Origin of the sequence: Amycolatopsis sp. cmx-8-4 (genome assembly GCF_046548675.1) — a bacterium.
Lineage (GTDB): Bacteria > Actinomycetota > Actinomycetes > Mycobacteriales > Pseudonocardiaceae > Amycolatopsis.
Window position 1 is genome coordinate 23,303 of sequence record NZ_JAEBDZ010000046.1, and the last position, 19,721, is coordinate 43,023.

The 19,721-nt window shown below is 71.6% G+C and carries 17 protein-coding genes and 1 pseudogene; 9 read left to right on the top strand and 9 right to left on the bottom strand.

Annotated features, from left to right (window positions below; all coding sequences use genetic code 11):
• Positions 1-10: 10 nt before the first annotated feature.
• A complete protein-coding gene (locus ACLJQZ_RS45565) occupies positions 11-1,003 on the bottom strand; it encodes a glycoside hydrolase family 26 protein (RefSeq protein ID WP_410627668.1) in 993 nt (330 codons plus the stop codon).
• 157 nt (positions 1,004-1,160) lie between these two features.
• On the opposite strand from ACLJQZ_RS45565, the pseudogene ACLJQZ_RS45570 reads away from it, so the two are divergent.
• The 3 genes and pseudogenes from ACLJQZ_RS45570 to ACLJQZ_RS45580 all read left to right on the top strand — a co-directional run.
• Positions 1,161-1,604, top strand: a pseudogene (locus tag ACLJQZ_RS45570) (ricin-type beta-trefoil lectin domain protein); the annotation flags it as partial.
• Between the two features lie 38 nt (positions 1,605-1,642).
• Complete coding sequence (locus tag ACLJQZ_RS45575) at positions 1,643-2,509, top strand: alpha/beta hydrolase family esterase (RefSeq protein WP_410627714.1); 867 nt, start codon at positions 1,643-1,645, stop codon at positions 2,507-2,509.
• Between the two features lie 126 nt (positions 2,510-2,635).
• Positions 2,636-4,189 carry a hypothetical protein gene (locus ACLJQZ_RS45580; RefSeq protein ID WP_410627670.1) on the top strand — a complete coding sequence of 518 codons (1,554 nt, stop codon included), beginning with the start codon at positions 2,636-2,638 and terminating at the stop codon, positions 4,187-4,189.
• Positions 4,190-4,219: 30 nt separating this feature from the next.
• Here ACLJQZ_RS45580 and ACLJQZ_RS45585 read toward each other — a convergent pair whose 3' ends face one another.
• Positions 4,220-5,122 (bottom strand): SDR family oxidoreductase, encoded by a 903-nt coding sequence (locus tag ACLJQZ_RS45585; protein WP_410627671.1) that lies wholly within the window; start codon positions 5,120-5,122, stop codon positions 4,220-4,222.
• 121 nt (positions 5,123-5,243) lie between these two features.
• Between ACLJQZ_RS45585 and ACLJQZ_RS45590 the strand changes: the two genes are divergently transcribed.
• Positions 5,244-5,807, top strand: a complete 564-nt coding sequence (locus ACLJQZ_RS45590; protein WP_410627673.1) for a TetR family transcriptional regulator — start codon at positions 5,244-5,246, stop codon at positions 5,805-5,807.
• Here ACLJQZ_RS45590 and ACLJQZ_RS45595 read toward each other — a convergent pair.
• Positions 5,801-6,094, bottom strand: a complete 294-nt coding sequence (locus ACLJQZ_RS45595; protein ID WP_410627674.1) for an STAS domain-containing protein — start codon at positions 6,092-6,094, stop codon at positions 5,801-5,803. The two genes, ACLJQZ_RS45590 and ACLJQZ_RS45595, sit on opposite strands and share 7 nt — an antisense overlap.
• Positions 6,094-10,194: a SpoIIE family protein phosphatase gene (locus tag ACLJQZ_RS45600; protein ID WP_410627676.1), complete on the bottom strand. Its 4,101-nt coding sequence runs from the start codon at positions 10,192-10,194 to the stop codon at positions 6,094-6,096. Before ACLJQZ_RS45600 ends, ACLJQZ_RS45595 begins: the two co-directional genes overlap by 1 nt.
• A 168-nt stretch (positions 10,195-10,362) precedes the next feature.
• On the opposite strand from ACLJQZ_RS45600, the gene ACLJQZ_RS45605 reads away from it, so the two are divergent.
• The gene (locus tag ACLJQZ_RS45605) at positions 10,363-11,577 is read left to right on the top strand and encodes an SGNH/GDSL hydrolase family protein (RefSeq protein WP_410627677.1); all 1,215 of its coding nucleotides are present in this window, start codon (positions 10,363-10,365) and stop codon (positions 11,575-11,577) included.
• A gap of 12 nt (positions 11,578-11,589) precedes the next feature.
• Here ACLJQZ_RS45605 and ACLJQZ_RS45610 read toward each other — a convergent pair whose 3' ends face one another.
• Together ACLJQZ_RS45610 and ACLJQZ_RS45615 are read right to left on the bottom strand one after the other, a co-directional pair.
• Complete coding sequence (locus ACLJQZ_RS45610) at positions 11,590-14,196, bottom strand: hypothetical protein (RefSeq protein ID WP_410627678.1); 2,607 nt, start codon at positions 14,194-14,196, stop codon at positions 11,590-11,592.
• Positions 14,197-14,407: 211 nt separating this feature from the next.
• Positions 14,408-14,788, bottom strand: coding sequence for an ATP-binding protein (locus ACLJQZ_RS45615; RefSeq protein WP_410627680.1), 381 nt, complete (start codon positions 14,786-14,788; stop codon positions 14,408-14,410).
• Positions 14,789-14,977: 189 nt separating this feature from the next.
• Between ACLJQZ_RS45615 and ACLJQZ_RS45620 the strand changes: the two genes are divergently transcribed.
• The gene (locus tag ACLJQZ_RS45620; RefSeq protein WP_410627682.1) at positions 14,978-15,460 is read left to right on the top strand and encodes a DUF6292 family protein; all 483 of its coding nucleotides are present in this window, start codon (positions 14,978-14,980) and stop codon (positions 15,458-15,460) included.
• Here the strand turns inward: ACLJQZ_RS45620 and ACLJQZ_RS45625 are convergent.
• Complete coding sequence (locus tag ACLJQZ_RS45625) at positions 15,352-16,332, bottom strand: DMT family transporter (protein WP_410627684.1); 981 nt, start codon at positions 16,330-16,332, stop codon at positions 15,352-15,354. The genes ACLJQZ_RS45620 and ACLJQZ_RS45625 overlap by 109 nt on opposite strands.
• A gap of 37 nt (positions 16,333-16,369) precedes the next feature.
• On the opposite strand from ACLJQZ_RS45625, the gene ACLJQZ_RS45630 reads away from it, so the two are divergent.
• Positions 16,370-16,942: a TetR/AcrR family transcriptional regulator gene (locus tag ACLJQZ_RS45630; protein WP_410627685.1), complete on the top strand. Its 573-nt coding sequence runs from the start codon at positions 16,370-16,372 to the stop codon at positions 16,940-16,942.
• 80 nt (positions 16,943-17,022) lie between these two features.
• Positions 17,023-17,961 (top strand): PfkB family carbohydrate kinase, encoded by a 939-nt coding sequence (locus ACLJQZ_RS45635; protein ID WP_410627687.1) that lies wholly within the window; start codon positions 17,023-17,025, stop codon positions 17,959-17,961.
• A gap of 70 nt (positions 17,962-18,031) precedes the next feature.
• Here ACLJQZ_RS45635 and ACLJQZ_RS45640 read toward each other — a convergent pair whose 3' ends face one another.
• Positions 18,032-18,415 carry a VOC family protein gene (locus tag ACLJQZ_RS45640; protein WP_410627689.1) on the bottom strand — a complete coding sequence of 128 codons (384 nt, stop codon included), beginning with the start codon at positions 18,413-18,415 and terminating at the stop codon, positions 18,032-18,034.
• A 31-nt stretch (positions 18,416-18,446) separates the two neighbouring features.
• Complete coding sequence (locus ACLJQZ_RS45645) at positions 18,447-19,412, bottom strand: TIGR03557 family F420-dependent LLM class oxidoreductase (RefSeq protein WP_410627691.1); 966 nt, start codon at positions 19,410-19,412, stop codon at positions 18,447-18,449.
• A gap of 156 nt (positions 19,413-19,568) precedes the next feature.
• On the opposite strand from ACLJQZ_RS45645, the gene ACLJQZ_RS45650 reads away from it, so the two are divergent.
• Positions 19,569-19,721 (top strand): hypothetical protein, encoded by a 153-nt coding sequence (locus ACLJQZ_RS45650; RefSeq protein WP_410627692.1) that lies wholly within the window; start codon positions 19,569-19,571, stop codon positions 19,719-19,721.

Sequence of the window (19,721 nt, forward strand, 5' to 3'; positions counted from 1 at the left end):
ACCCGGGACGTCAGCCGCGCTGCATCTCGCCGAGCACCAGCACGCGCCCGTCGAAGTACGTGCGCTGGATGGCCGCGTTGGAGTTGCTGCCCTGCAAGTACTCCGACCACTCCATGAAGTACGTCCACTTCGGCTGCGAGGAAAGCAGCTCCGGCGACGGGATCGTCCCGGTCTCCCCCAGCGCGATCGGCTTGCCGTGCGAGACGTTCAGCATCGCCTGGTAGTCCGAAGAGGACGAGTTCGCCTTCATCCAGACGTCGAGGGCCGCGACGTCGACGTAGCCGTCACCCGGGTAGTAGCCGGCGATCGAACCCATGTTGACGTCCTTGACCGCCCAGTCCCACACGATGCTCGTGAGCCCCTTGCCCACCAGGTAGTCGTGGGTGATCCGGTAGAGGCCGGCGCTGCCGCCCAGGCCCGGGCGCCCGCCCCACCACGCCCAGCTGTCGTTGAGCTCGTGCAGCGGCCGGAACAGCAGCTGCACACCCGCGTTCTGCAGCTGCTGCAGGTAGGGCACGATCTCGTCGAGCCTTGCCTTGTACCGGTTGTTGAGGTTGGAGCCATTCGTCATCAGCTCGCTCCACTGGGCGTCGCTGAGCTTGCTCATCACCCCGGACGACCAGTCGCACGAGCTGCCCTGGGTGGGCGGGCACATGTGCCAGGTCATGGTCACGACCGCGCCGTGGCTCCATTCGAGCTTGGCCTGGTCGATCACCGCCTGCCGGTTGGCGACGTCCGAGCCGCCGAAGAAGAAGTCACCACCCCACAGACCCGGGTACTGGCCGGTGATGTCGTGGACCTTGCCGGTGTAGAGCGACGGCTGGTTCGCGGGTTCCTTGTTGTGCTGCCCGGCGATCGTGTACTGGCCGGAGATCTGCTTGAGGTAGTTGAGGGTGCCGCCGGCCCGGGGACCGGCGACGGCGGCGCCGGGCGTGGCCAGGGCCGTGGCGACGAGCGCGGCCGCGGCGAGGATGGTGCGAGTCTTGCGCAAGCGTGGGGACACAGGCTGACTCCTCTGCGGTGAGGACGTATTAAGCGCTTAAGGATGACAGCTCCGGCGCATCCTCTGTCAAGACATCCCGTGACAATCCACCGAGGCTTGTCCTGCTCATTGACAATCATTGACCGGCGATAACACCGCTGTTCTACTGGCAAGACCGGTGCTTAAGCGGTTGATTTCGGGAACGGAGTTCGCGTTGTCCCTCAAACCCATCCTCGTCCTCGCGATCGCGGCCGCCGCACTCTGCGCCGCACCCGCGGCGCACGCGGCGACGGGCCCCGGCCCGCTCACCGGCCTGGCCGGCAAGTGCGCGACGGTCACCGGCGGCGCGACCGCCGACGGCACCCGGATCCAGCTCCGCACGTGCACGGGTTCCGCCGCGCAGAGCTGGACCGTCCAGGACGACGGCACGATCCGCGCGCCCGGGAAGTGCCTCGACGTCCAGGGCGGCTCGGCCGCGAACGGCACCCCGATCCAGCTGTGGAGCTGCCTGGGCAACACGCACCAGAAGTGGAGCTACGACAGCACTTCCGGCCGGCTCGTCAACCCGGCGACAGCCGGGTGCCTCGACGTCACCGGGCAGTCGAGCACCGACGGCACGCCGTTGCAGCTGTGGGCGTGCAACAACCAGACCAACCAGCGGTGGACGCTCCCCGGCGGGCCGCCACCGGCCTGCCGCGCACCCCCGGACAGTCCGTCGTCCCGGTCGACTACGCCGGAAAGCGTTACCCCGTCACGGTCTACGTCCCCGCGAACGCCCCGGAGACCGCGCCGCTCGTGCTCAACCTGCACGGCAGCGGCAGCAGCGGCGCCGGTCAGCTCAGCTACTCGAACATGGCGTCGGCGGCCGCCGACGGGTACATCGCGGCGTTCCCCGAAGGGGCGATCTCCTACCAGGGCGGCCTTTCGTGGAACGTCCCCGGCGTCGGCACCCCACCGGCCGGGGCGCGCGACGATGTCGGCTTCCTCGACCAGGTCATCACCACGCTCACCGGCGCCCTCTGCGCCGACCCCCACCGGACCTACCTCACCGGCTACTCCGGCGGCGGCCGGATGACGTCGGCGTTCGCGTGCGCGCGGCCGGACCGGATCGCCGCGATCGCCCCGGTGGCCGGGCTGCGCGCGGGCCGGCCGACGCCCGGGAACACGTCGGTCCCGGATCCGGCGTCCTGCCGGCCGGGCGTGCCGGTCCCGGTGATCGCGTTCCACGGCAAGCAGGACGCCACCAACCCCTACGACGGCGGCGGCACCGACCTCTGGCAGTACTCGGTTTCGGTGGCGCAGCAACGCTGGGCGTCCATCGACGGCTGCGGCACCGGCCCGGTGACCACCCAGGTGAGCACGCACGTCACGCTGACGACGTACTGCGACGTGCAGCTCGACACCGTCGCCGACGGCGGCCACACCTGGCCCGGTTCCCCGCAGCCCAAGCCGGAGAACGGGAACACCACCCACGAGATCGACGCGAACACGCTCATGTGGCGGTTCTTCGCCGCGCACTCGCGCTGAGACCCGGTTTTCATCACGCCCGTTTGACATGGTCCACAGTGGACAGAAGTGGGGCAAATCCGGCTGAACCGTCCGGGGTTTCCCGCCGTGTGCAGTGGTGAGGTGGCGACCCGAAAGGAGGGGCTGATGCCCCACTTGCGCACGTCCGGACGACACCGCAAACCGGCGACGATCGGACTCGTCGCCCTGCTGGGAGTGGCGGGGGCGACCGCGACGGCGATCGCCCTGAGCAGCCCGGCGAGCAACGCGGCGACGGAGAACTGCACGGGGCTCGACACGGCACTGCAGAACAACCTGGGTTTCATCGCGAGCCAGCAGATGACGCCGGACGCCCAGTCCGCGGCGCGCATCGCCAACCGTGAAGCGGTGGTGGCCCAGATCGAGCAGCGCAGGCAGGACGCGGGCTGCCAGGGAGCAGTAGCGGCAACGCAGGCGGCGGTCAACTGCGCGGCAGTGGCCGGAGCCGCAGATGGTGACGCCGTGGCTGATCAGAAGGGCATGGCCGGCCAGGCCGACGGCGCCGAGCAGAACGGCATGGCGAGCAAGAACGGCGCGGCGAGCAAGAACGGCGCGGCCGGCAAGAACGGTGCAGCGGGCAAGAACGGCGCCATGGGCAAGAGTGGCGCGGCGGGCGAGCACGGTGCAGCTCAGAAGGATGCGACCGGCAAGAACAGCGCGGCGCAGAACGGGATGGCCGACCAGGACGGCGCGGCAGACCAGCCCGAAGCAGCCGACCAGGTCGCGGCAGCGGACCAAGCCGCGGCGGCCGACCAGGCGTGCGCGGTCGTGCAGCAATGCCTGACCCAGGAAGCCGCGACAGCGGACACCAACGGCATGGTCCAGCAGAACGCGACCACCGGCCGAACCGGCGCGGCAGACCAGAACACCATGGGCAACCAGAACGACATGCAGAACGACATGCAGAACGGCACTGCCGATCAGAACGGCATGGCCGCTCAGCAGGGCATGGCGGACCAGAACAGCGCAGCCGACCAGACCCAGGCAGCCGACCAGCAGGACGCGGCAGCCCAGAACGCGGCCGCCCTCCAGAATTGCGCGGCCGTCCTGAGCTGCGTGGCCCAGGCCGATCCCGGCGCGGCGGCCGATCAGAACGGCATGGCCACCGGCCAGACCGGGGCGGCCGACGAAAACGGCATGGCCCAGCAGAACGGTGCGGCCGGCCAGAACGGGATGGCCGATCAGCAAGGCATGGCGGACCAGTCCCAGGCCGACCAGAACGGGATGGCCGCCGACCGGAAGGGCAACGCCAAGAACAAGGCGAACGCCAAGGACGCCACCGATCAGCAGGCCGTCGAGCAGGCGGCCGCCGTCGCCGCCGACTGTGTTGCCCAGGCCGCGGCCGGAGGTGCGCAAGCCGACGGCACGCAGGCCACCGGCACGCCAGCGACCGAGACCCAGGCCGCCGGTAGCGTGGAGACCGTCTGCGCCGGCTCGACCGTCACCCTCTCCGGTGCGGCGGGCTCGCCCGCGGCGGCCAGCAACCAGTTCGCCGCCGGCACCATGCTGAAGGTCACCAACCTGGACAACGGCAAGGCCATCACGGTCCCGGTCACCTCGACCTCCGGCAGCTGCGCGCTCCTGAACGACTCGGCGTTCAACCAGATCCACGAACCCGGTAAGCAGCTCATCCGCAACGCGAAGATCCAGAAGGTCGGCTGACCCACCCCGGTAGCCCGGGACGCTCCCGGGCTACCGAGGCGCGGCGAGGTAGTCGCCGTGGGTCAGGTCGTCCAGCAACGACGGCCGGGCCGGCACCCAGCCGAGCAGTTCCCGGGTGCCCGAACCGGAGACCGGCGCGTCGATGCCGTAGACCACGGCCATGAACGGGCTCGCGAAATGCCCGGCGGCTTCCTCCGGCGTCACCGAGACCGCCGGCAGGCCGAGGCCCCGGGCGATCGTCTCCGCGATGGCCCGGAACGGGACGCCGCTCTCGGCGACCCCGTGCAGCACACTGCCCGCCGGCGCCTTCTCCAACGCCAAGCGGAACAGCACCGCCGCGTCGAGGCGATGCACCGCGGGCCACCGGTTGGCGCCGTCGGCGACGTAAGCCGAGACACCCGTCTTTCGCGCCGTGTCCACGAGCATGCCGATGAAGCCGTAGTCCCCCGGGCCGTGGACCGTCGGCGCGAGGCGGACCACGCTCGCCCGCACTCCCCGCGATGCCAGGCACGCCCGCTCGCCCGGGATCCGGAATCCGGCGATCCCGGCCGCGTCGGGCTCGTCCTGCTCGGTGGTCTCCCGGCCGATCGGCATGACCAGCGTGCCGGACGTGCTGACGAACGGCTTTCCCGTGTGGGCCAACGCCTCGCCGAGCGCCTCGATCGCGGCCCGGTCGCGCCGCATCATGTCGTCGGGATCGGCGAAGTCGCCGCCGAAGGCCATGTGCAGGACGCCGTCGGCGGCTTCGGCGCCGCGGCGCAGGCTCTCGAGGTCGTCCAGGGAGCCGCGGAGTGGCGTCGCGCCCAGCGACGCCAGCCGGGCGGCGGCGGTGTCCGAACGCGCCAGGCCGGTGACGGTGTGACCGGCGGCGACCAGCTCGGTGACGACGGCGGGCCCGGTCAGACCGGAACCGCCGGTGACGAAGACGTGCATGGAACAACTCCTTAACGCCAGTGACTGGCACTACGTAGCGCCAGTCGCTGACTCTACGCGTTACGCCAGTCACTGGCGCAATGTGGTGTCAGTCACTGGCGCAACGCGGTAGGCTCACGAAGTGCCACGAAGCGGAGCAGAAGCGCGCCGGCGCCTTCAGCAGGCGGCCCTGGAGCTGTACCGGGAACGCGGGTTCGACCAGACGACCACCGCGGAGATCGCCGCGCGGGCCGGCGTCAACGAGCGCACGTTCTTCCGGCACTTCCCGGACAAGCGCGAAGTGCTCTTCGACGGCGAAGCCGCGTTGCGCGACACGATGACGGCGGCCGTGGCCGAGGCGCCCGACGACCTGCCGCCGCTCGACGTGCTGCTGCGCGCCTTCCGCAAGGCCGCGCGGATCCTCGAAGAGAACCGGCCGTTTTCCGAGCCGCGGCTGGCGATCATCGCCGTGACGCCGGCCCTGCGCGAACGCGATCTGGCCAAGGCCGCGTCGCTGAGCGACGCCCTCGCCGGGGCCCTGAACCGCCGAGGCGTCCCCGACCGGCTGGCCGGCCTGGCCGCGCAGACCGGCTGGGCCACCTTCCACCACGCGGCCCAGGCCTGGATCGACGACCCTTCACAGAACCTGGACGCCCACCTCGACCAGGCCTTCGCCGATCTCCGGGCCCTGACGCCGGGTCACTGACGAGGCTGGTGGACCTTCACGACCTCGCTCAGCCCGGAAACCGTCAGAACCGGGGACAGCAACGGGGAAGCCACGAGTTCCAGGTGATCGGCGTGGTCGAACAACACCGCGATGCCCGCGCTGTCCAGGTACTCGACGTCCGTCAGGTCGAGGACGAGCAGTTCCGTGGTCTTCTCGAGCGCCGCGGCGAGCACCGGGGCGTTGCTCATGTCGATCTCACCGCCGGCGGCCAGGACGGTGGTGCCGTCGGGACGTCGTTGCGGGACAAGTGAAAGCGGAGTGGTCATCACACGATCCTGGTCAGCATGTCGACGGTGGTGCCGGTGGCGGTGGTGTTGATGGTGACCTCCTGCATCAGCGCGCGCATGAACGTGATGCCGTGGCCGCGGGAGGAACCGGGGGCCGCGTCCGCGGCCTTCCACCGGCCGGTGTCCGTGACCGTGAGGTGCAGGCTGTGGGCGAAGGCTTCGGCGCGGAGCAGGACGGTGTCGCCCGGGGTGTCGCGGTGGCCGTGCTCGATCGCGTTGGCGCAGGCTTCACCCGCCGCGACCAGGACGTTCTGCGCCTGCTGGGCGTCGAGCTGGCACTGGCCGAGCCAGGTGCGCAACGTCTTGCGGACGCGGCCGAGCTCGCCCGCCTCGGCCGGGAAGCTCACCTCCAGCGGCCCAGGGTGGCGGTAGAGCAGCAAGGCGACGTCGTCGTCGTAGCCCGAGGTGGGGGCCAGGCGCCGCATGAGGTCGCCGGCCAGGTCCTCGACCGCGTTCACCCGGCCGTCGTGCAGGACCTGCCCGGCCCGTTCGATGCCTTCGTCAAGCGACCGTTTTCGCCGTTCGACGAGACCGTCGGTGTAGAGCAGCAGGGTCGCGCGGGCCGGGATCGTGTGGACGGCTTCGGGGCGCGTACGGCCGGGGCGGACGCCGAGGGGCACGGACCGGCCGCCTTCGAGCAGGAGCGTTTCGCCGTCGGACAGCGCGAGGATTCCCGGCGGGTGCCCGGCCGTGCTGTAGGTCAGCTGCCCGGTCCCGGGGTCGAGCACGCCGCAGAAGACGGTGGTGCACAGCGCGCCGTCGAGCTTGGCCGCGAACTGGTCCAGGGCCATCAGCGTGTGCGCCGGCCGCGGGTCCTGCAGCAGCAGCGCGCGGCACGCGCTGCGCAGCTGCCCCATCACGGCGGCCGCGTGCAGCCCGCGGCCGACGCAGTCGCCGACGACGATCCCGATGCGCCCGTCGGACAGCGTGACCGTGTCGTACCAGTCGCCGCCGACCTCCAGCGGCCGCGTCGCGGGTTCGTAGCGGACGGCGAACCCGGTGGGCAGGTCGGCGGGGCCGAGGATGGCCCGCTGCAGGGCGACGGCGGTCTCGCGCTGCTGGTCGATCTGGTGCGCGCGGCCCAGGCTCGGCCCGATGTGGCCGGCCAGCAGCGACAGCAGCAGCCGGTCCTCGTCGGTGAACGGACGGCGGTCGCCCAGGTCGATCAGCAGCGCCAGCCGGCCGTGGGGGTGTTCGAGCACGGTCCCGGACCACGTGTGGCCGGAGACCGGGGCCAGCAGCGCTCCTTGCCGCAGCTCGCCGAGCGCGCGACGCTGATCGTCAGGCAGGTTTTCCCAGGTGGCGGGCGGGTCGGCGTAGGTCCGCGTGGGTTCGTCACCGGCGCCGAACACCGAGGCGACGACGGCTTCGGCGCGCCAGAGGTCCTTCAGCTCGCTCAGCGCGCTGGTCATCGCGTCCGTCAACGTCGTCGCCTCGGCCAGCCGGGTGCTCATCGACGCCAGGGCGCTGTCGCGCTGGATCGCGTAGTGCTCGGCGGTGACGTCGCGGAAGGTGCCGACGATGACGGCCCGCCCGGTGTCCGGGTCCTGGGCCTGGGCGAACGCGGCGCGCGCCCACAGGCGATGGCCGTCCCGGTGGGTGACGGGGATCGTGTAGGTGCCGTGGGTCTTGCCGAGCAGCGTCGCGAACGCCTCGTTGACCGCTCGATGGCCTTCGGGATCGGTCTCGGCGCTCGGCCACCACGGGTGCACCGGGTGGTAGGGCAGCCCTTCGGTGCTGTAGCCGAGGATGTCGGTGAAGGCGGCGTTGATCTCGATCACCGCGCCGTCGGCGTCGCAGACGAAGAAGGCCTCCTGCAGCGAATCGACCAGCGCGGTGCGCCAGCGGGCCTGGTGCGTGCGCAGCCGCGCGAGCTCGACGTTGGCCCGCACCCGGGCGAGGAGCTCGGCCGCCGCGAACGGCTTGATCAGGTAGTCGTCCGCGCCGGCGCGCAGGCCTTCGATCGAGGCCTCCTGCCCGGCGCGGGCGGACAGCAGCAGCGCGGGCATCGACGCGGTGCGCGGGTCGTCGCGCAGCGCCGCAACCAGCTCGAGGCCGCCGAGCCGGGGCATCATGACGTCACTGACCACGAGGTCGAACGCCGTCGCCCGGGCCGCTTCCAGCGCCTCCTGGCCGTCGGTGACCGCGTCGACCTGGTAGCCGGCGTCGCTCAGCAGCCGCGTGAGGTACTCGCGCATGTCGGCGTTGTCGTCGGCGACGAGCACCCGCGTCGCCGACGCGGGGGCCGCGAGGGGCCGCGGCTCGCCGGGTGACTCGCGGTCGGCGTCGGGCGTGCTCGGCAGCCAGCGCAGGGCTTCGTGGACATAGGCGGCGGCGTCCGGGGTCTCGGTGCGGCCACCCGCCGGGACCAGCGCCTCCGCGGGCAGGTGCGCGGAGCCGAACGGCAGCCGGATGGTGAAGGTGGTGCCCGCGCCCTCGACGCTGCTCGCGGTGATCGTGCCGCCGTGCAGGTCGACGATCTCCTGGGCCAGCGCCAGCCCGATGCCGCTGCCTTCGGTGGAGCGGGCGCGGGCGTTCTCGATGCGGTGGAACCGCTGGAACAACCGGGGCAGCTCGCCTTCGGGGACGCCGATCCCGGTGTCCGCGACCGTGACGACAGCCTGGTCTCCGTCCGCTCGCATCGTGACGGTGATGGCGCCGTCGAAGGTGAACTTCAGCGCGTTGGACAGCAGATTGAAGATCACCTTCTCCCATAGGCCGCGGTCGAGGTACACGGGTTCGCCCAGCGGCGGGCCGTCGACGTCCAGGCGCAGCCCGGCCTTGTCGATGGCGGAGCGGAACACCCCGGCGAGCTCGGCGGTGACCTCGGCCAGGTCCACCGGTTCGAACCGGGCCTGCATGCGACCGGCCTCGAGCCGGGAGACGTCCAGCAGGGTGTTGACGAGCTTGCCCAGCCGCACCCCGTTGCGGTGGATGACGTCCAGCTCCCGGCCGGTGCGCTCGTCGGTGCTGCCGACGCGGGCCCGGAGCTCCTCCAGCGGGCCCATGATCAGGGTGAGCGGGGTGCGGAACTCGTGGCTGATGTTGGAGAAGAACGCCGTCTTGGCCCGGTCGAGCTCGGCCAGCTCCTCGGCCCGCCGTTGCTGGGCGTGGAAGCTGCGGGCGCCGCCGATGCCGGCCGCGAGGTGCCCGGCGACCAGTTCGACGAACCCGCGGTAGCTCTCGTCCAGCGCGCGGTAGCGGTTCAGCCCGGCCACCAGGAAGCCGTACGGCGTGCCGCCCTGCCCCGCCAGCGGGACCAGCAGCGCCTGGGTGGGCGGCTCCGGCCAGTCCCCCGCGGGCAGCTCGGCGAAGGCCGCCAGGTCGACGAGCACGGATTCGCCGCCGGGCGGGGCCGGCCACACCGCGGCGGGGTCGTCGGCGGCGAGCGTGGCGGGGGCCGCCGGGTGGTCCGCGGCGATGCCGGTGGCGGCCGCGCGCCGGACGACGCCGTCGTCGCCGAAGAGGTAGGTCAGCGTGAAGGGGAGGTCGCGCCGGTTGCGGTCGAGCTGCCGGCCGGCGAAGGCCAGCATCTGCTGCTCGGTGCGCACGACGGCCGGGTCCGAGCCCAGGTCGCGCAGCGTCGAGAGCCGCCGGTCGGCGATGACGCGGTCGGTGTCCTCGCGGACCACGCACAGCATGCCGACCACGACGCCGTCGTCGTCGCGCAGCGGGCTGTAGGAGAACGTGTGGTAGGACTCCTCCGGATAACCGGACCGCTCCAGGTAGAGCAGCAGGGCCTCGTCCCAGGTCGCCTGCGCGGTGGCGAGCACGGTGGCGATCCGCGGACCGATGTCGTCCCAGATCTCGGCCCACACCTCGCTCGCCGGCCGCCCGAAGGCCCACGGGTACTTGCGGCCCAGCGTGTCACGCCGGTAGGCGGCGTTGCAGAAGAACGTCAGGTCCGGGCCCCAGGCCATCCACATCGAGAACCGGGACGACACGAGGATGTCCACCGCGGTCCGGAGGCTCTGCGGCCAGCCGGACGGCGGGCCGAGCGGGGTCGCCGCCCAGTCGACCGCGGCCAGGTCGCGGCCGACGTCGCCGTCGGCGAAGAACACGTCGTCGGAACCGGCCACGTACGCCCCTCCCTCACGGTGCACCCGGGCCGGTCGCCGGCCGTCCCCCCGAACTCTACGGCCCGGCCGGGCCGGGCACGAACCGGTCCCGCACAAACCGCCGCTGGCCATTTCCGGAAACGCGCGGTAAAACTGTTGCCTCCCCACCGAAGAAGGTGATTTCCCGTGATGACCAAAAAAGTCATGCTGGCCACGGCGGCAATAGTTTCGCTGATTTCGGGCAGCACGAACACCGCCGATGCCGAAACCGATTCCGCCACCGTTCAACGGGTTTCGGCCTGGTCGCCGAGCATGACGATCGGCGGCCCGGACTTCACCGACCGGACGCTGCGGATGGTCGTGCACCCCAGCGTCGGCGGTGCCGCTCTACGCGTGCACCTGTCCAACCTGCGCGGCACCACTCCCCTCGCCGTCGGCGCGGTGAACCTCGCACTGCAGGCCGACAAAGCGACCGCCGTCGCGGGCTCCGGGCGCGCAGTGACGTTCTCGCACGCGAAAACGCTCACGATCCCGGCGGGCCAGGAGGTCGTCAGCGATCCGGTGCCGCTGCCGGTGCGCGCGGAGCAGAACCTGCTCGTGAGCCTGTACCTGCCCCAGGCGACCAGCTCGGCGACCTGGCACTCCGACGCGTTCGACGTCTCCTACCTCTCCAAGCCGGGCGACTTCGCCGCCGACACCGAGGACGGGAACTACGTCGCCGCAACGACTTCCTGGTACTACCTGTCCGGTCTGGACGTCGTCTCCGCCGCCGCGCGCGGCACCGTGGTGGCCTTCGGCGACTCCATCACCGACGGCTACAACACCCCGGCGAGCGCGTACCGCCGCTGGCCGGACGACCTCGCCCGCCGGCTGGCCGGGCCGCACCCGAGTGCCGTGGTCGACGCCGGGATCGGCGGCAACCGGGTGCTGACCGACGTGCCGAACATCTGGCAGGGGGTCAGCGCCCTCAAGCGGTTCGCCCACGACGCGCTGGCGCAACCCGGTGTCCGGACGGTGATCCTCCTGGAGGGCATCAACGACATCGGCAACAACGCCGGCCCCGGCGGCGTCCCGCTGACCGCGCAGCACCTGATCGACGGCTACCGCGAGCTGATCCGCCAGGCGCACGCGGCCGGCGTGCGGATCATCGGTGCGACCATGCTGTCGGACAAGGGATCCGGCGGCTACAGCGAGCACGGCGAGTCGATCCGCCAGGCGGCGAACGCCTGGATCCGCACCGGCGGGCAGTTCGACGGCGTCGTCGACTTCGACCAGGCGACGCAAGACCCCCCCGATCCCGGAGCACTGCGGGCCGGCTTCGACTCGGGTGATCACATCCACCCGAACGAAGCCGGCATGCAGGCCATGGCCGACGCGGTCGACCTGCGGCTGCTGAACCGCTGAACCGCTGAACGGCTACTGGACGCGGAAGCCGTCCACCAGGAAATAGGTTGCGCTCTTCTGGGAAACGGTCAGCGTGTGCCGCCCGGCGGCGAGCCCGGTCACCGAATAAACGGGGAACTGGGTTTGCCGCTGGGCGGTGTTCGCGCTGACGGTTCCTTTGTCGACGCCGTCGAGCGTGACGCCGATATCCCCTTCGTCGGAATTGGTCTCGGTGAGGAGACTGATCCCGGTCCCGGTGAAGGTGAGCGACGCGGAAGCACTGTCCTGCTGGGTGTAGTGCACCCCGTTCTCGAGGTCGCCGTAAGTGCGCGAGCCGCTCGAGGACCAGCTCCCGGTGTAGGAGATCCGCAGGTCGTCGTCATCGAGCACCTTGCCGGGCGGGGTGCCCGGCCCGGCCGCGTCGATGATCGCCTGCGCGGCGGGTGGCCAGCGGCCGTCGGTGACCACCGTGGCGGGCGTGAGGTCGATCGCGGTGCCGTTGTCGTTGTAGCGGTCGGTGTCGGTGAAGTTGCCGTGGATCGAGTCGTCGTGGATGGTCGGCGTCCACAGGTTCAGCCACAGCGAGCCGTTGCTGAACTCCACCACGTTGTCGTGGGTGTTCCACAGCGAGCTGCCCTCGTCGTGGTAGATCATGTTGCAGCCGTTGATGCACTCGCCGAGCACGTTCCCGACGAACTCCGACGGCGAGGCCTGTCCGCCGAGTGTGTAGATCGGGCCGCCGTCGAACAGCACGCCCATCACGCTGTGCACGTGGTTGCCGACCACGTAGTTGTCACCGGTGTAGGTCGTGCCGTGCAGGCACGGGTCGGCCAGGCCCTGCTTGGCCTGCAGCGCGCAGCTCGACGCCCAGCCCCAGCCCCAGCCGATCGACACGCCCGAATACGGCGTGTAGCCGATGTCGTTGTGGGACAACGTGGTCCCGCGGCTGTGGCCGACCCAGACGCCGACCGCGTCCTGGTACTCCTGGCCCGGCCGCTGCACGGTGTTGCCGGAGACGCTGTTTCCGCTGGTCATCAGCGCGGACTGGGTCTGGTAGTAGTCGTCGACCTCGCCCACCGCGACCCCGCTGCCGCCGATGTCGGTGATCGAGCTGCCCGACACCGTCGAGTCCTGGGTCTGGTCGGCGAGGTCGATGCCGCTGGTCCCGGTGTGCTGCACGGTCACGCCGGTGAACCCGATCCGCGCGCCGCGGTGCACCTGCACAGCGGCGGGGATCCGCGTCGGGGTGCGGGTCGCCGGGTCCCAGAGGATGCCGGCCTGGTTGTCGATGTAGCCCGCGGTGCTCGGGGCGGTCCAGGTCGCGTAGGCGAACGTGATCCCTGCGAAGGCGATGTCGTGCACCGGCGCGACGACGTCGGGGATGACGGTGAAGCCGTCGATCAGCAGGTAGTCGCCGCCGGCCTTGACCACGCGGACCGTGTGCTTCCCCTTGGCCAGCCCGGTGACCGAGACGACGGCCTGCTGCGCGAGCCGTTCGGGGCTCTTGGCCGACACCGTCTGGTTCTTGACGCCGTCGACGTAGACGTCGATGTCGCCTTCGTCCGTGTTCGTCTCGGTCAGGACCTGGAGTCCGGTGCCGGTGAAGGTGTAGCTGAACGCGTCGCCGTCGTTCCGGGTGTAGTGGACGTCGGCGCCGAGGTCGCCCAGGTGCCGGCCGCTGGAGTAGCTCCAGGCGCCGGTGTAGGTCGCGCGCCAGTCGGTGTCGTTCAACGGCGCGAGGTGCCCGGGGGTGCCGGCGAGGTCGAGCAGCTCCGGCGCGACGGGCAGTTCGACGTCGGCCTTGGCGAGGTCCTCACCGGGCCGGGGCACGTAGTAGAGGTAGCCGGCGTCGCCGTCGAGGTAGAACTGGCCGGGCGTGCCGAGCAGCTGGTAGGCGTTTTCGAGCCAGGTCACGCGGTCGAGGCTCGGCAGGCCCGCGCCGTTGAAGGGGAAGCTCGGGTTGGGCACGGAGTTGTGGTTGTTGTTCCAGCACCCGGGGTCGACGGTCAACGCCGACCCGCCCGCGGCGCCGGGCGTGATCGAGGCGAGCGGGCAGCGCAGCTGCTTCCAGCCGTTGTTGGCGACGACCTCGACGCCGGGCGCGTTCGTCCAGGACGTGTAGGTCGCGTCGGCGGTGGTGAAACCCGTGGCGGACGCGGAGAACCCGCCCGGGTCCTGGGCCGTGCGGGCCCGCTGCGCGCGGACGCCGTTCACGAACAGCTCGCGGCTCGCGGTCCCCTTCGGCACCGGGGCGCGGTAGATGTTCTTGGCGGCGTCCGTTTTCCGGAAACCTCCGACCTTCAGCGCGCCGCTGAAGACCGGATTCTGCCCAGGGGCCGCGCGGTAGACGACGCGGTGGCCCGGCGTGCCGGAGTCCTGCACGCCGAGCCGCAACGGCGTGGTCAGGGAGTAGGTGCCGCCGCGCAGCTCGACCACGACGTCCCCGCGGGCGTGCTGGACGAGGCCGCGGACCCGGTCACGAGCGGCGGGGAGGGCGCACGGGGCGGCGGAGCTGCACGCGGAGCCGTGCCCGGAGGGCGCGGCGTAGAGGACGTCCGGGGGTCTTCCGGGAGTGGCGCCGACCGCCGCGACAACGGCTGCGGCGGTGACCAGGTGCGCGACGACGGTGGCGATTCGCATCGGGGTTCTCCGGCTAGGTCAGAGGACAGACATCTGATGAATATAGCCGGACTGTACGCTTCGAGGGATACCTCGAAGCGACCGGTTCGCGCACGTGAACCGGCCACACACGGCAAAAAGTGCCGTCGATGAGACAAGGCAGGACAAGATGCACTGCCACTCTTGACAGCGCAGAGTTCCTACCTTTGGGTGGACCGCCGAGCGGTCGACGTCAGGACGCGACGGGGATTTCGGCCCACACCGTCCGGCCGCCGTCGCCGCGGTGGAAGTGGCCGCGACGGCGGGAGCACGCGGCGACCAGGGTCAGTCCGGTGCCGATCGGGGTGGGCAGCGGCACGGCCGGGTCGAACCAGGCGGCGCCGCCCGCGTCCTCGACACCGATCCAGACCGCGGAGTCGGACCGCAGCAGCCGGACCCGCGCCGGCCCGGCGGCGTGCCGGACGGCGTTCGTGGCCAGTTCGTTCATGATCAGCACGATGTCGGTGATCGTTTCGTCCGGGAGATCGCCCGCCGCCACCAGCCGCTCGCGCGCCCACGATCGCACGAGCCGGATTTCTCTCGGATTCACATCGAAGTCGAAGCTCTCACGCATCACGTTCTCAGCTCCCCCGCAGTGATCGGAACACGCTCTGATTCCCCAGCCTGACGCCTCTCACACGCGGCCGCACCAACGTCGCACGAATGGACGCGTCAGCTCAGGAATATCGTTCGCCGGTTTCGTGCGTATCCGCCGGAGAAACGGGTAGTAGACAGGCATCGTCGAAGACAAGGCAGGTGAACCATGAACACCGACTTCTCGGACGAAACCGCACTAGTCCCCTATTTGCGCGCCGTCGCCACCGAACTCGGATTGCTGATCGAGGACGCCACGGTCGAACCCGCCGAGCCGTTGTACGGCCAGATCCGCTTCGCCGGCCGCCCGGCCGACGGCCCCGCGAAACCCGAACTCCTGACCTGGGACCGCCGCCACGGCTGGCAGCTGACGGCGGCCGAGGGCAGATCCGGCTCGATGCACGTGGTCGCCACTTTCGCCGGCGAAGTCCGGCCGGCCCCGCGGGCGGTCGCCGACTTCACCCTCGACGCCCTGGCCGCGCGCGGCGAGCGGCTCATCCGCCGCCAGTGCGACGGCGACCGGCTCAGCGTCCTGCTGGACCGCTACGCCGAACCGCCGTCGAAACGGCGCCCGCGCCGGACGCCGGCCACGCCGGTGCGGTGGCACAGCGGGACTCCTCGTGTCGCCGACACCACCCGCTCGCGCCCCTGAGGCCGTCGGGACACCAGCCAGGTGGCGGCCAGCGCCAGGGCGAGCCCGGTCCCGGTCCACGCGCTGAACGGCTCGCCGAACATGAGCGTGCCCCAGATCGTGGTGGCCGCCGGCACCAGGAACATCAGCGTGTTCACGGCCGTGACGCCGACGCGGTCGAGCAGCAGCCAGTAGAGCCCGTACCCGCCGAACGTGGCGAAGACGATCAGCCACGCCATCGCGAGCCAGAACCGGGCCGACGCCGGCGGTAGCGCGGCGCCGGTCGCCACCGCCAGGGCCGTGAAGACGACGGCCGAGGTGGCGCAGTGGATGGCCACGGCACGCACCGGCGACGGGCGGTCGCGGGTGCGCCGGTCGAGGAAGGTCGCCGCGACCAGGCAGCACATCCCGGCGAACGGCACCAGGTAGGCCCACAGCGGGGTGCCGTGCCCCGACGTCGCGTCCGACCAGGTCACCAGGGCGACCCCGGCCGCGCCGACACCCAGGCCGGCCCACTGCCGTCCGCTCACCGCGACGCCCAGCAGCGGCCCGGCGAGGGCGGCGACGACGAGCGGCTGGACGCCGTCGATCAACGCCGTCGTCCCGGTGTTGACGCCCAGGCCGATGGCGCAGTAGACGGTCAGCAGGTACCCCGACTGCGACAGCGCCCCGACCAGGATCTGCCGCCCGAGCCCCGCTCTCCCGCCGGCGCCCGAGCGGACCAGCCACGGCGCGAGCAGCAGCGCCAGGGGCACGAACCGCCACATCAGGACCGTCGCGACCGGCGCGTCCGCGGCCCCGAGCTTCGCGCCGATGAAGCCCGACGACCAGCACGCGACGAACAGCGCGCCGAGCCCGATCACCGAGCCGGGTATACCGATCTGTTTAGTCATTGGTCCGAGACTACACCGATCGGTATAGTCTCCGGGCATGGACGAGGTGATCGAGTGGACGCCCAAGGCCCGCGCGGTGCTGGCGGCGGCGGAGGAGCTGTTCTACGCGCACGGCATCCACGCGGTCGGCGTCGACCTGATCGCCGAGCGCGCCGGGGTCACGAAGAAGACGCTCTACGACCGGTTCGGCTCGAAGGAGCGGCTGGTCGTCGAGTACCTGCGCGAGCGGGACGGCCGGTGGCGCGCGTTCCTCGCCCCGCTGCTGGACGCGGCGGGCGACGATCCCGCCTCCCGGCTCCGCGCCGTGTTCGACGCCTCCGCCCGGTGGGCCGCCCGGTACAGCGGCAACGGCTGCAGCATGATCAACGCCCACGCCGAGATCAACGACCCGGCCCACCCCGCCTACCGGGTGATCGTCGACCAGAAGGCGTGGATGCTCGAGCTGTTCACGACCATCGCCACCGCGGCCGGCGCCGCCGACCCGCCGTCGAGCGCCCGGACCCTCATGTTGCTGCACGAAGGGGCGCTCGTCACCGACGGGATGCACGGTTTCGAGAACCCCTACGCCCACGCGCGGGACGCCGCGGCGCGGGTCCTCGAGGCCGCTTGAGCCGGCTCACCTACCCGAACGAGCGGTTTGCCTCGTCCGCGGCGCGGGGTAGCCGATCTTCGGAGCCGAGGAGGCACTACATGCCCAGCGAAGTCGTGGTCGTCGGCCAGGTCGCTCGTGATCTGGTGGTCGAAGTCCCGGACGCACCCGACGCGGGGGCGTCGGCCGAGGTGCAGCACCGGCAGGAGGTGCTCGGCGGGAAAGGCGCCAACCAGGCTGTGGCCCTGAGCCAGCTGGGCACGTCGGTGTCGCTCGTCGGCGTCGTCGGCGAGGACCTCGTCGGCGACGCCCTGCGAGCGCGGGCGCGGGCCGACCGCATCGGCACCACGCACGTGGTCCGCCGGCGCGGCGCCGAGACGGCGCTGATCGTCGACGTCGTCGACGAGCACGGCCGCCGCCGCTACCTGGAGCACATCCCGGCCGCCACGCTGGTGACGGAGAACGACGTCTACGCCGCGGCCGCGCCGATCTCGGCCGCCTGCTCCCTGATCGTCCAGCTGCAGCAGCCCGCGCCGGCCGCGGTGCTGGCCGCGCGGCTGGCGCACACCGCGGGCACCCGCGTCGTGCTGGACGGCGCGCCGGAAGACCCGGACCTGACCGACGAGCTGCTCGCACTGGCCGACGTCGTGCGCGCCGACGCCCACGGGACCGAGACGCTCACCGGGCAGCCGGTGGCGGACGTCGAGACGGCCGTCCGCGCCGCGGCCGCACTGCGGCGGCGGGGGCCGTCGCTGGTCGTGCTCGAAGTGTCCGGACAGGGCAACCTGTTCGCCGGCCCGGCCGGCACCTGGTTCGTCCCGGACGTCGAGACCGACGTCGTCGACACCACCGGAGCCGGGGACGCGCTGGTCGCGACGCTCACGGCGGCGCTGACCCGCCGGCGCCCGCTGGAGACGGCGGCCTGCCTGGCGGCCGCGGCGGCCGCGGCGACGACCGAGCACGCGGGCGGGCGGCCCCGCCTGAGCCGCCCGGCCCTCGACCGCCTACGGCCGGAGCACGCCGAAGAAGTCCAGGCCTGACCGGGGTTCCGGCCCCCTGCGCGGGACCGGCCACCCGGTGGATCCGGCGGTGTCCACTTCGGACGGCCGCTCAGGGCACCGGGTCGACGCGGGTCCGCAGCAGGCAGAACTCGTTGCCCTCCGGGTCCTGCAGGACGTGCCAGCTCTCTTCGCCGGTCTGCCCGACGTCGGCCGGCTTCGCGCCCAGCTCCAGCAGCCGGCGCAGCTCGGCGTCCTGGTCCCGGTCGGTGGGGCTGACGTCCAGGTGCAGCGGCAGCTTCGCCGCCTTCCCCGACCCGCCGACGCCGAGCACGAGCGTCGGCTGCGGGCCGCCGAAGCCGGTGCCGGGCGGGCCGATCTCGATGCCGTCGGGTTCCCGGCCGATCTCGACGTAGCCGAGCACGGCGGCCCAGAACTTCGCCAGTGTCTCCGGGTCCCGGGCGTCGATGACGATTTCGCTGATACGGCAGGCCATCACGTCACCCTGCCAGAGACGCGCTCATTCCTCAGTGGAACTCCGGCAGGACGTACTCCTGCCAGCCGCGGAAGAAGCCGTCGTGGTCGGCACCGACCTGCTGGACGTAGATCTCGTCCACCCCGGCGTCGACGTACTGGCGCACCCGCTCGGCGTGGGCCTTCGGGTCGTCGCCGCACACGATCGCCTCGCCGACGTCCGCGCGCGGGACGAACGACGTCGCGGCCTCGAAGTCCTCGGGGCGCGGCAGGATCTGGGCGAGCTGACCGGGCAGGACGTCGTTGGGCCACAGCCGGTGCGCCTGGTCGAGCGCCGCGTCGGCGTCGGCGTCCCAGCAGACCTTCATCCCGGCCTGCACCGGCTTGCCGCCGCCACCGGACTCGCGGAACGCGCGGACGAGGCCGGCGTCCGGCACGACCGTGCAATAGCCGTCGCCGATGCGCCCGGCCAGCTCGGTGGCCTGCGGCCCGAACCCGGACACGTAGATCGGCACCGGCTCGGCCGGGACGGTGTAGATCCGGGCGTCCACCACGTCGTAGTGGTCACCGTGGTGGCTGATCGACTCGCCGCGCGCGCCCGCCGCGTGCAGCAGGCGGATGACCTCGACGGCCTCCTCCAGCATCGCCAGCCGCTGCCCGGCCGAGGGCCAGGGGTCGCCGAGGATGTGCTCGTTGAGCGCCTCCCCTGAGCCGACGCCGAGCACGAACCGGCCGTCGAGCTGGACGGCGGCGGTCGCCGCGGCCTGCGCGATCACGGCCGGGTGCAGCCGGACGGTCGGGCACGTCACCGCCGTCGTGATCGGCAGGGAGACGGCCTCGGACAGGGCACCGATCACCGACCAGACGAACGGGCTCTGGCCCTGCGCGTCGTTCCAGGGGTGGAAGTGGTCCGAGATCCACAGCCGTTCGAAGCCGGCGCGCTCGGCCGCCCGGGCCTGGGCGACGAGCTCGCGAGGGCCGTACTGCTCGCAGGACAGGAAGTAGCCGATGGACGTCATGGTGGCCGGTTACCCCGGCTGCCGGGCTCGCACACGAGCGTCCCCCACACCGGTGACTCGCGTCGCCCCGGCGCGACCGGACGGTGATGCTTCCTGCCGAGTGGATCGCCGGGCTGCGGGGTACCCACGCGACACATCGACCGAGAGGAACGCGTCATGGGACTTATCGTCGGCCTGCTGGTCATCTGGGCCGTGCTGGTGGTGCTCGGGATCGCCATCAAGGGCCTGTTCTGGCTGATCATCGTGGGCGCGATCCTGTTCGTCGCGACCGGGGTGATCGGGTTCGTGCGGCGCAAGGCCGTGCGCTGA

What these genes read in the sequence shown, in the direction of transcription:
- ACLJQZ_RS45580 (WP_410627670.1), top strand. Translation starts at nt 2,636, where the DNA reads ATGCCCCACTTGCGCACGTCCGGACGACACCGCAAACCGGCGACGATC.
- ACLJQZ_RS45585 (WP_410627671.1), bottom strand. Translation starts at nt 5,122, where the DNA reads ATGCACGTCTTCGTCACCGGCGGTTCCGGTCTGACCGGGCCCGCCGTC.
- ACLJQZ_RS45595 (WP_410627674.1), bottom strand. Translation starts at nt 6,094, where the DNA reads ATGACCACTCCGCTTTCACTTGTCCCGCAACGACGTCCCGACGGCACC.
- ACLJQZ_RS45605 (WP_410627677.1), top strand. Translation starts at nt 10,363, where the DNA reads ATGACCAAAAAAGTCATGCTGGCCACGGCGGCAATAGTTTCGCTGATT.
- ACLJQZ_RS45610 (WP_410627678.1), bottom strand. Translation starts at nt 14,196, where the DNA reads ATGCGAATCGCCACCGTCGTCGCGCACCTGGTCACCGCCGCAGCCGTT.
- ACLJQZ_RS45615 (WP_410627680.1), bottom strand. Translation starts at nt 14,788, where the DNA reads ATGCGTGAGAGCTTCGACTTCGATGTGAATCCGAGAGAAATCCGGCTC.
- ACLJQZ_RS45620 (WP_410627682.1), top strand. Translation starts at nt 14,978, where the DNA reads ATGAACACCGACTTCTCGGACGAAACCGCACTAGTCCCCTATTTGCGC.
- ACLJQZ_RS45625 (WP_410627684.1), bottom strand. Translation starts at nt 16,332, where the DNA reads ATGACTAAACAGATCGGTATACCCGGCTCGGTGATCGGGCTCGGCGCG.
- ACLJQZ_RS45630 (WP_410627685.1), top strand. Translation starts at nt 16,370, where the DNA reads ATGGACGAGGTGATCGAGTGGACGCCCAAGGCCCGCGCGGTGCTGGCG.
- ACLJQZ_RS45635 (WP_410627687.1), top strand. Translation starts at nt 17,023, where the DNA reads ATGCCCAGCGAAGTCGTGGTCGTCGGCCAGGTCGCTCGTGATCTGGTG.
- ACLJQZ_RS45640 (WP_410627689.1), bottom strand. Translation starts at nt 18,415, where the DNA reads ATGGCCTGCCGTATCAGCGAAATCGTCATCGACGCCCGGGACCCGGAG.
- ACLJQZ_RS45645 (WP_410627691.1), bottom strand. Translation starts at nt 19,412, where the DNA reads ATGACGTCCATCGGCTACTTCCTGTCCTGCGAGCAGTACGGCCCTCGC.
- ACLJQZ_RS45650 (WP_410627692.1), top strand. Translation starts at nt 19,569, where the DNA reads ATGGGACTTATCGTCGGCCTGCTGGTCATCTGGGCCGTGCTGGTGGTG.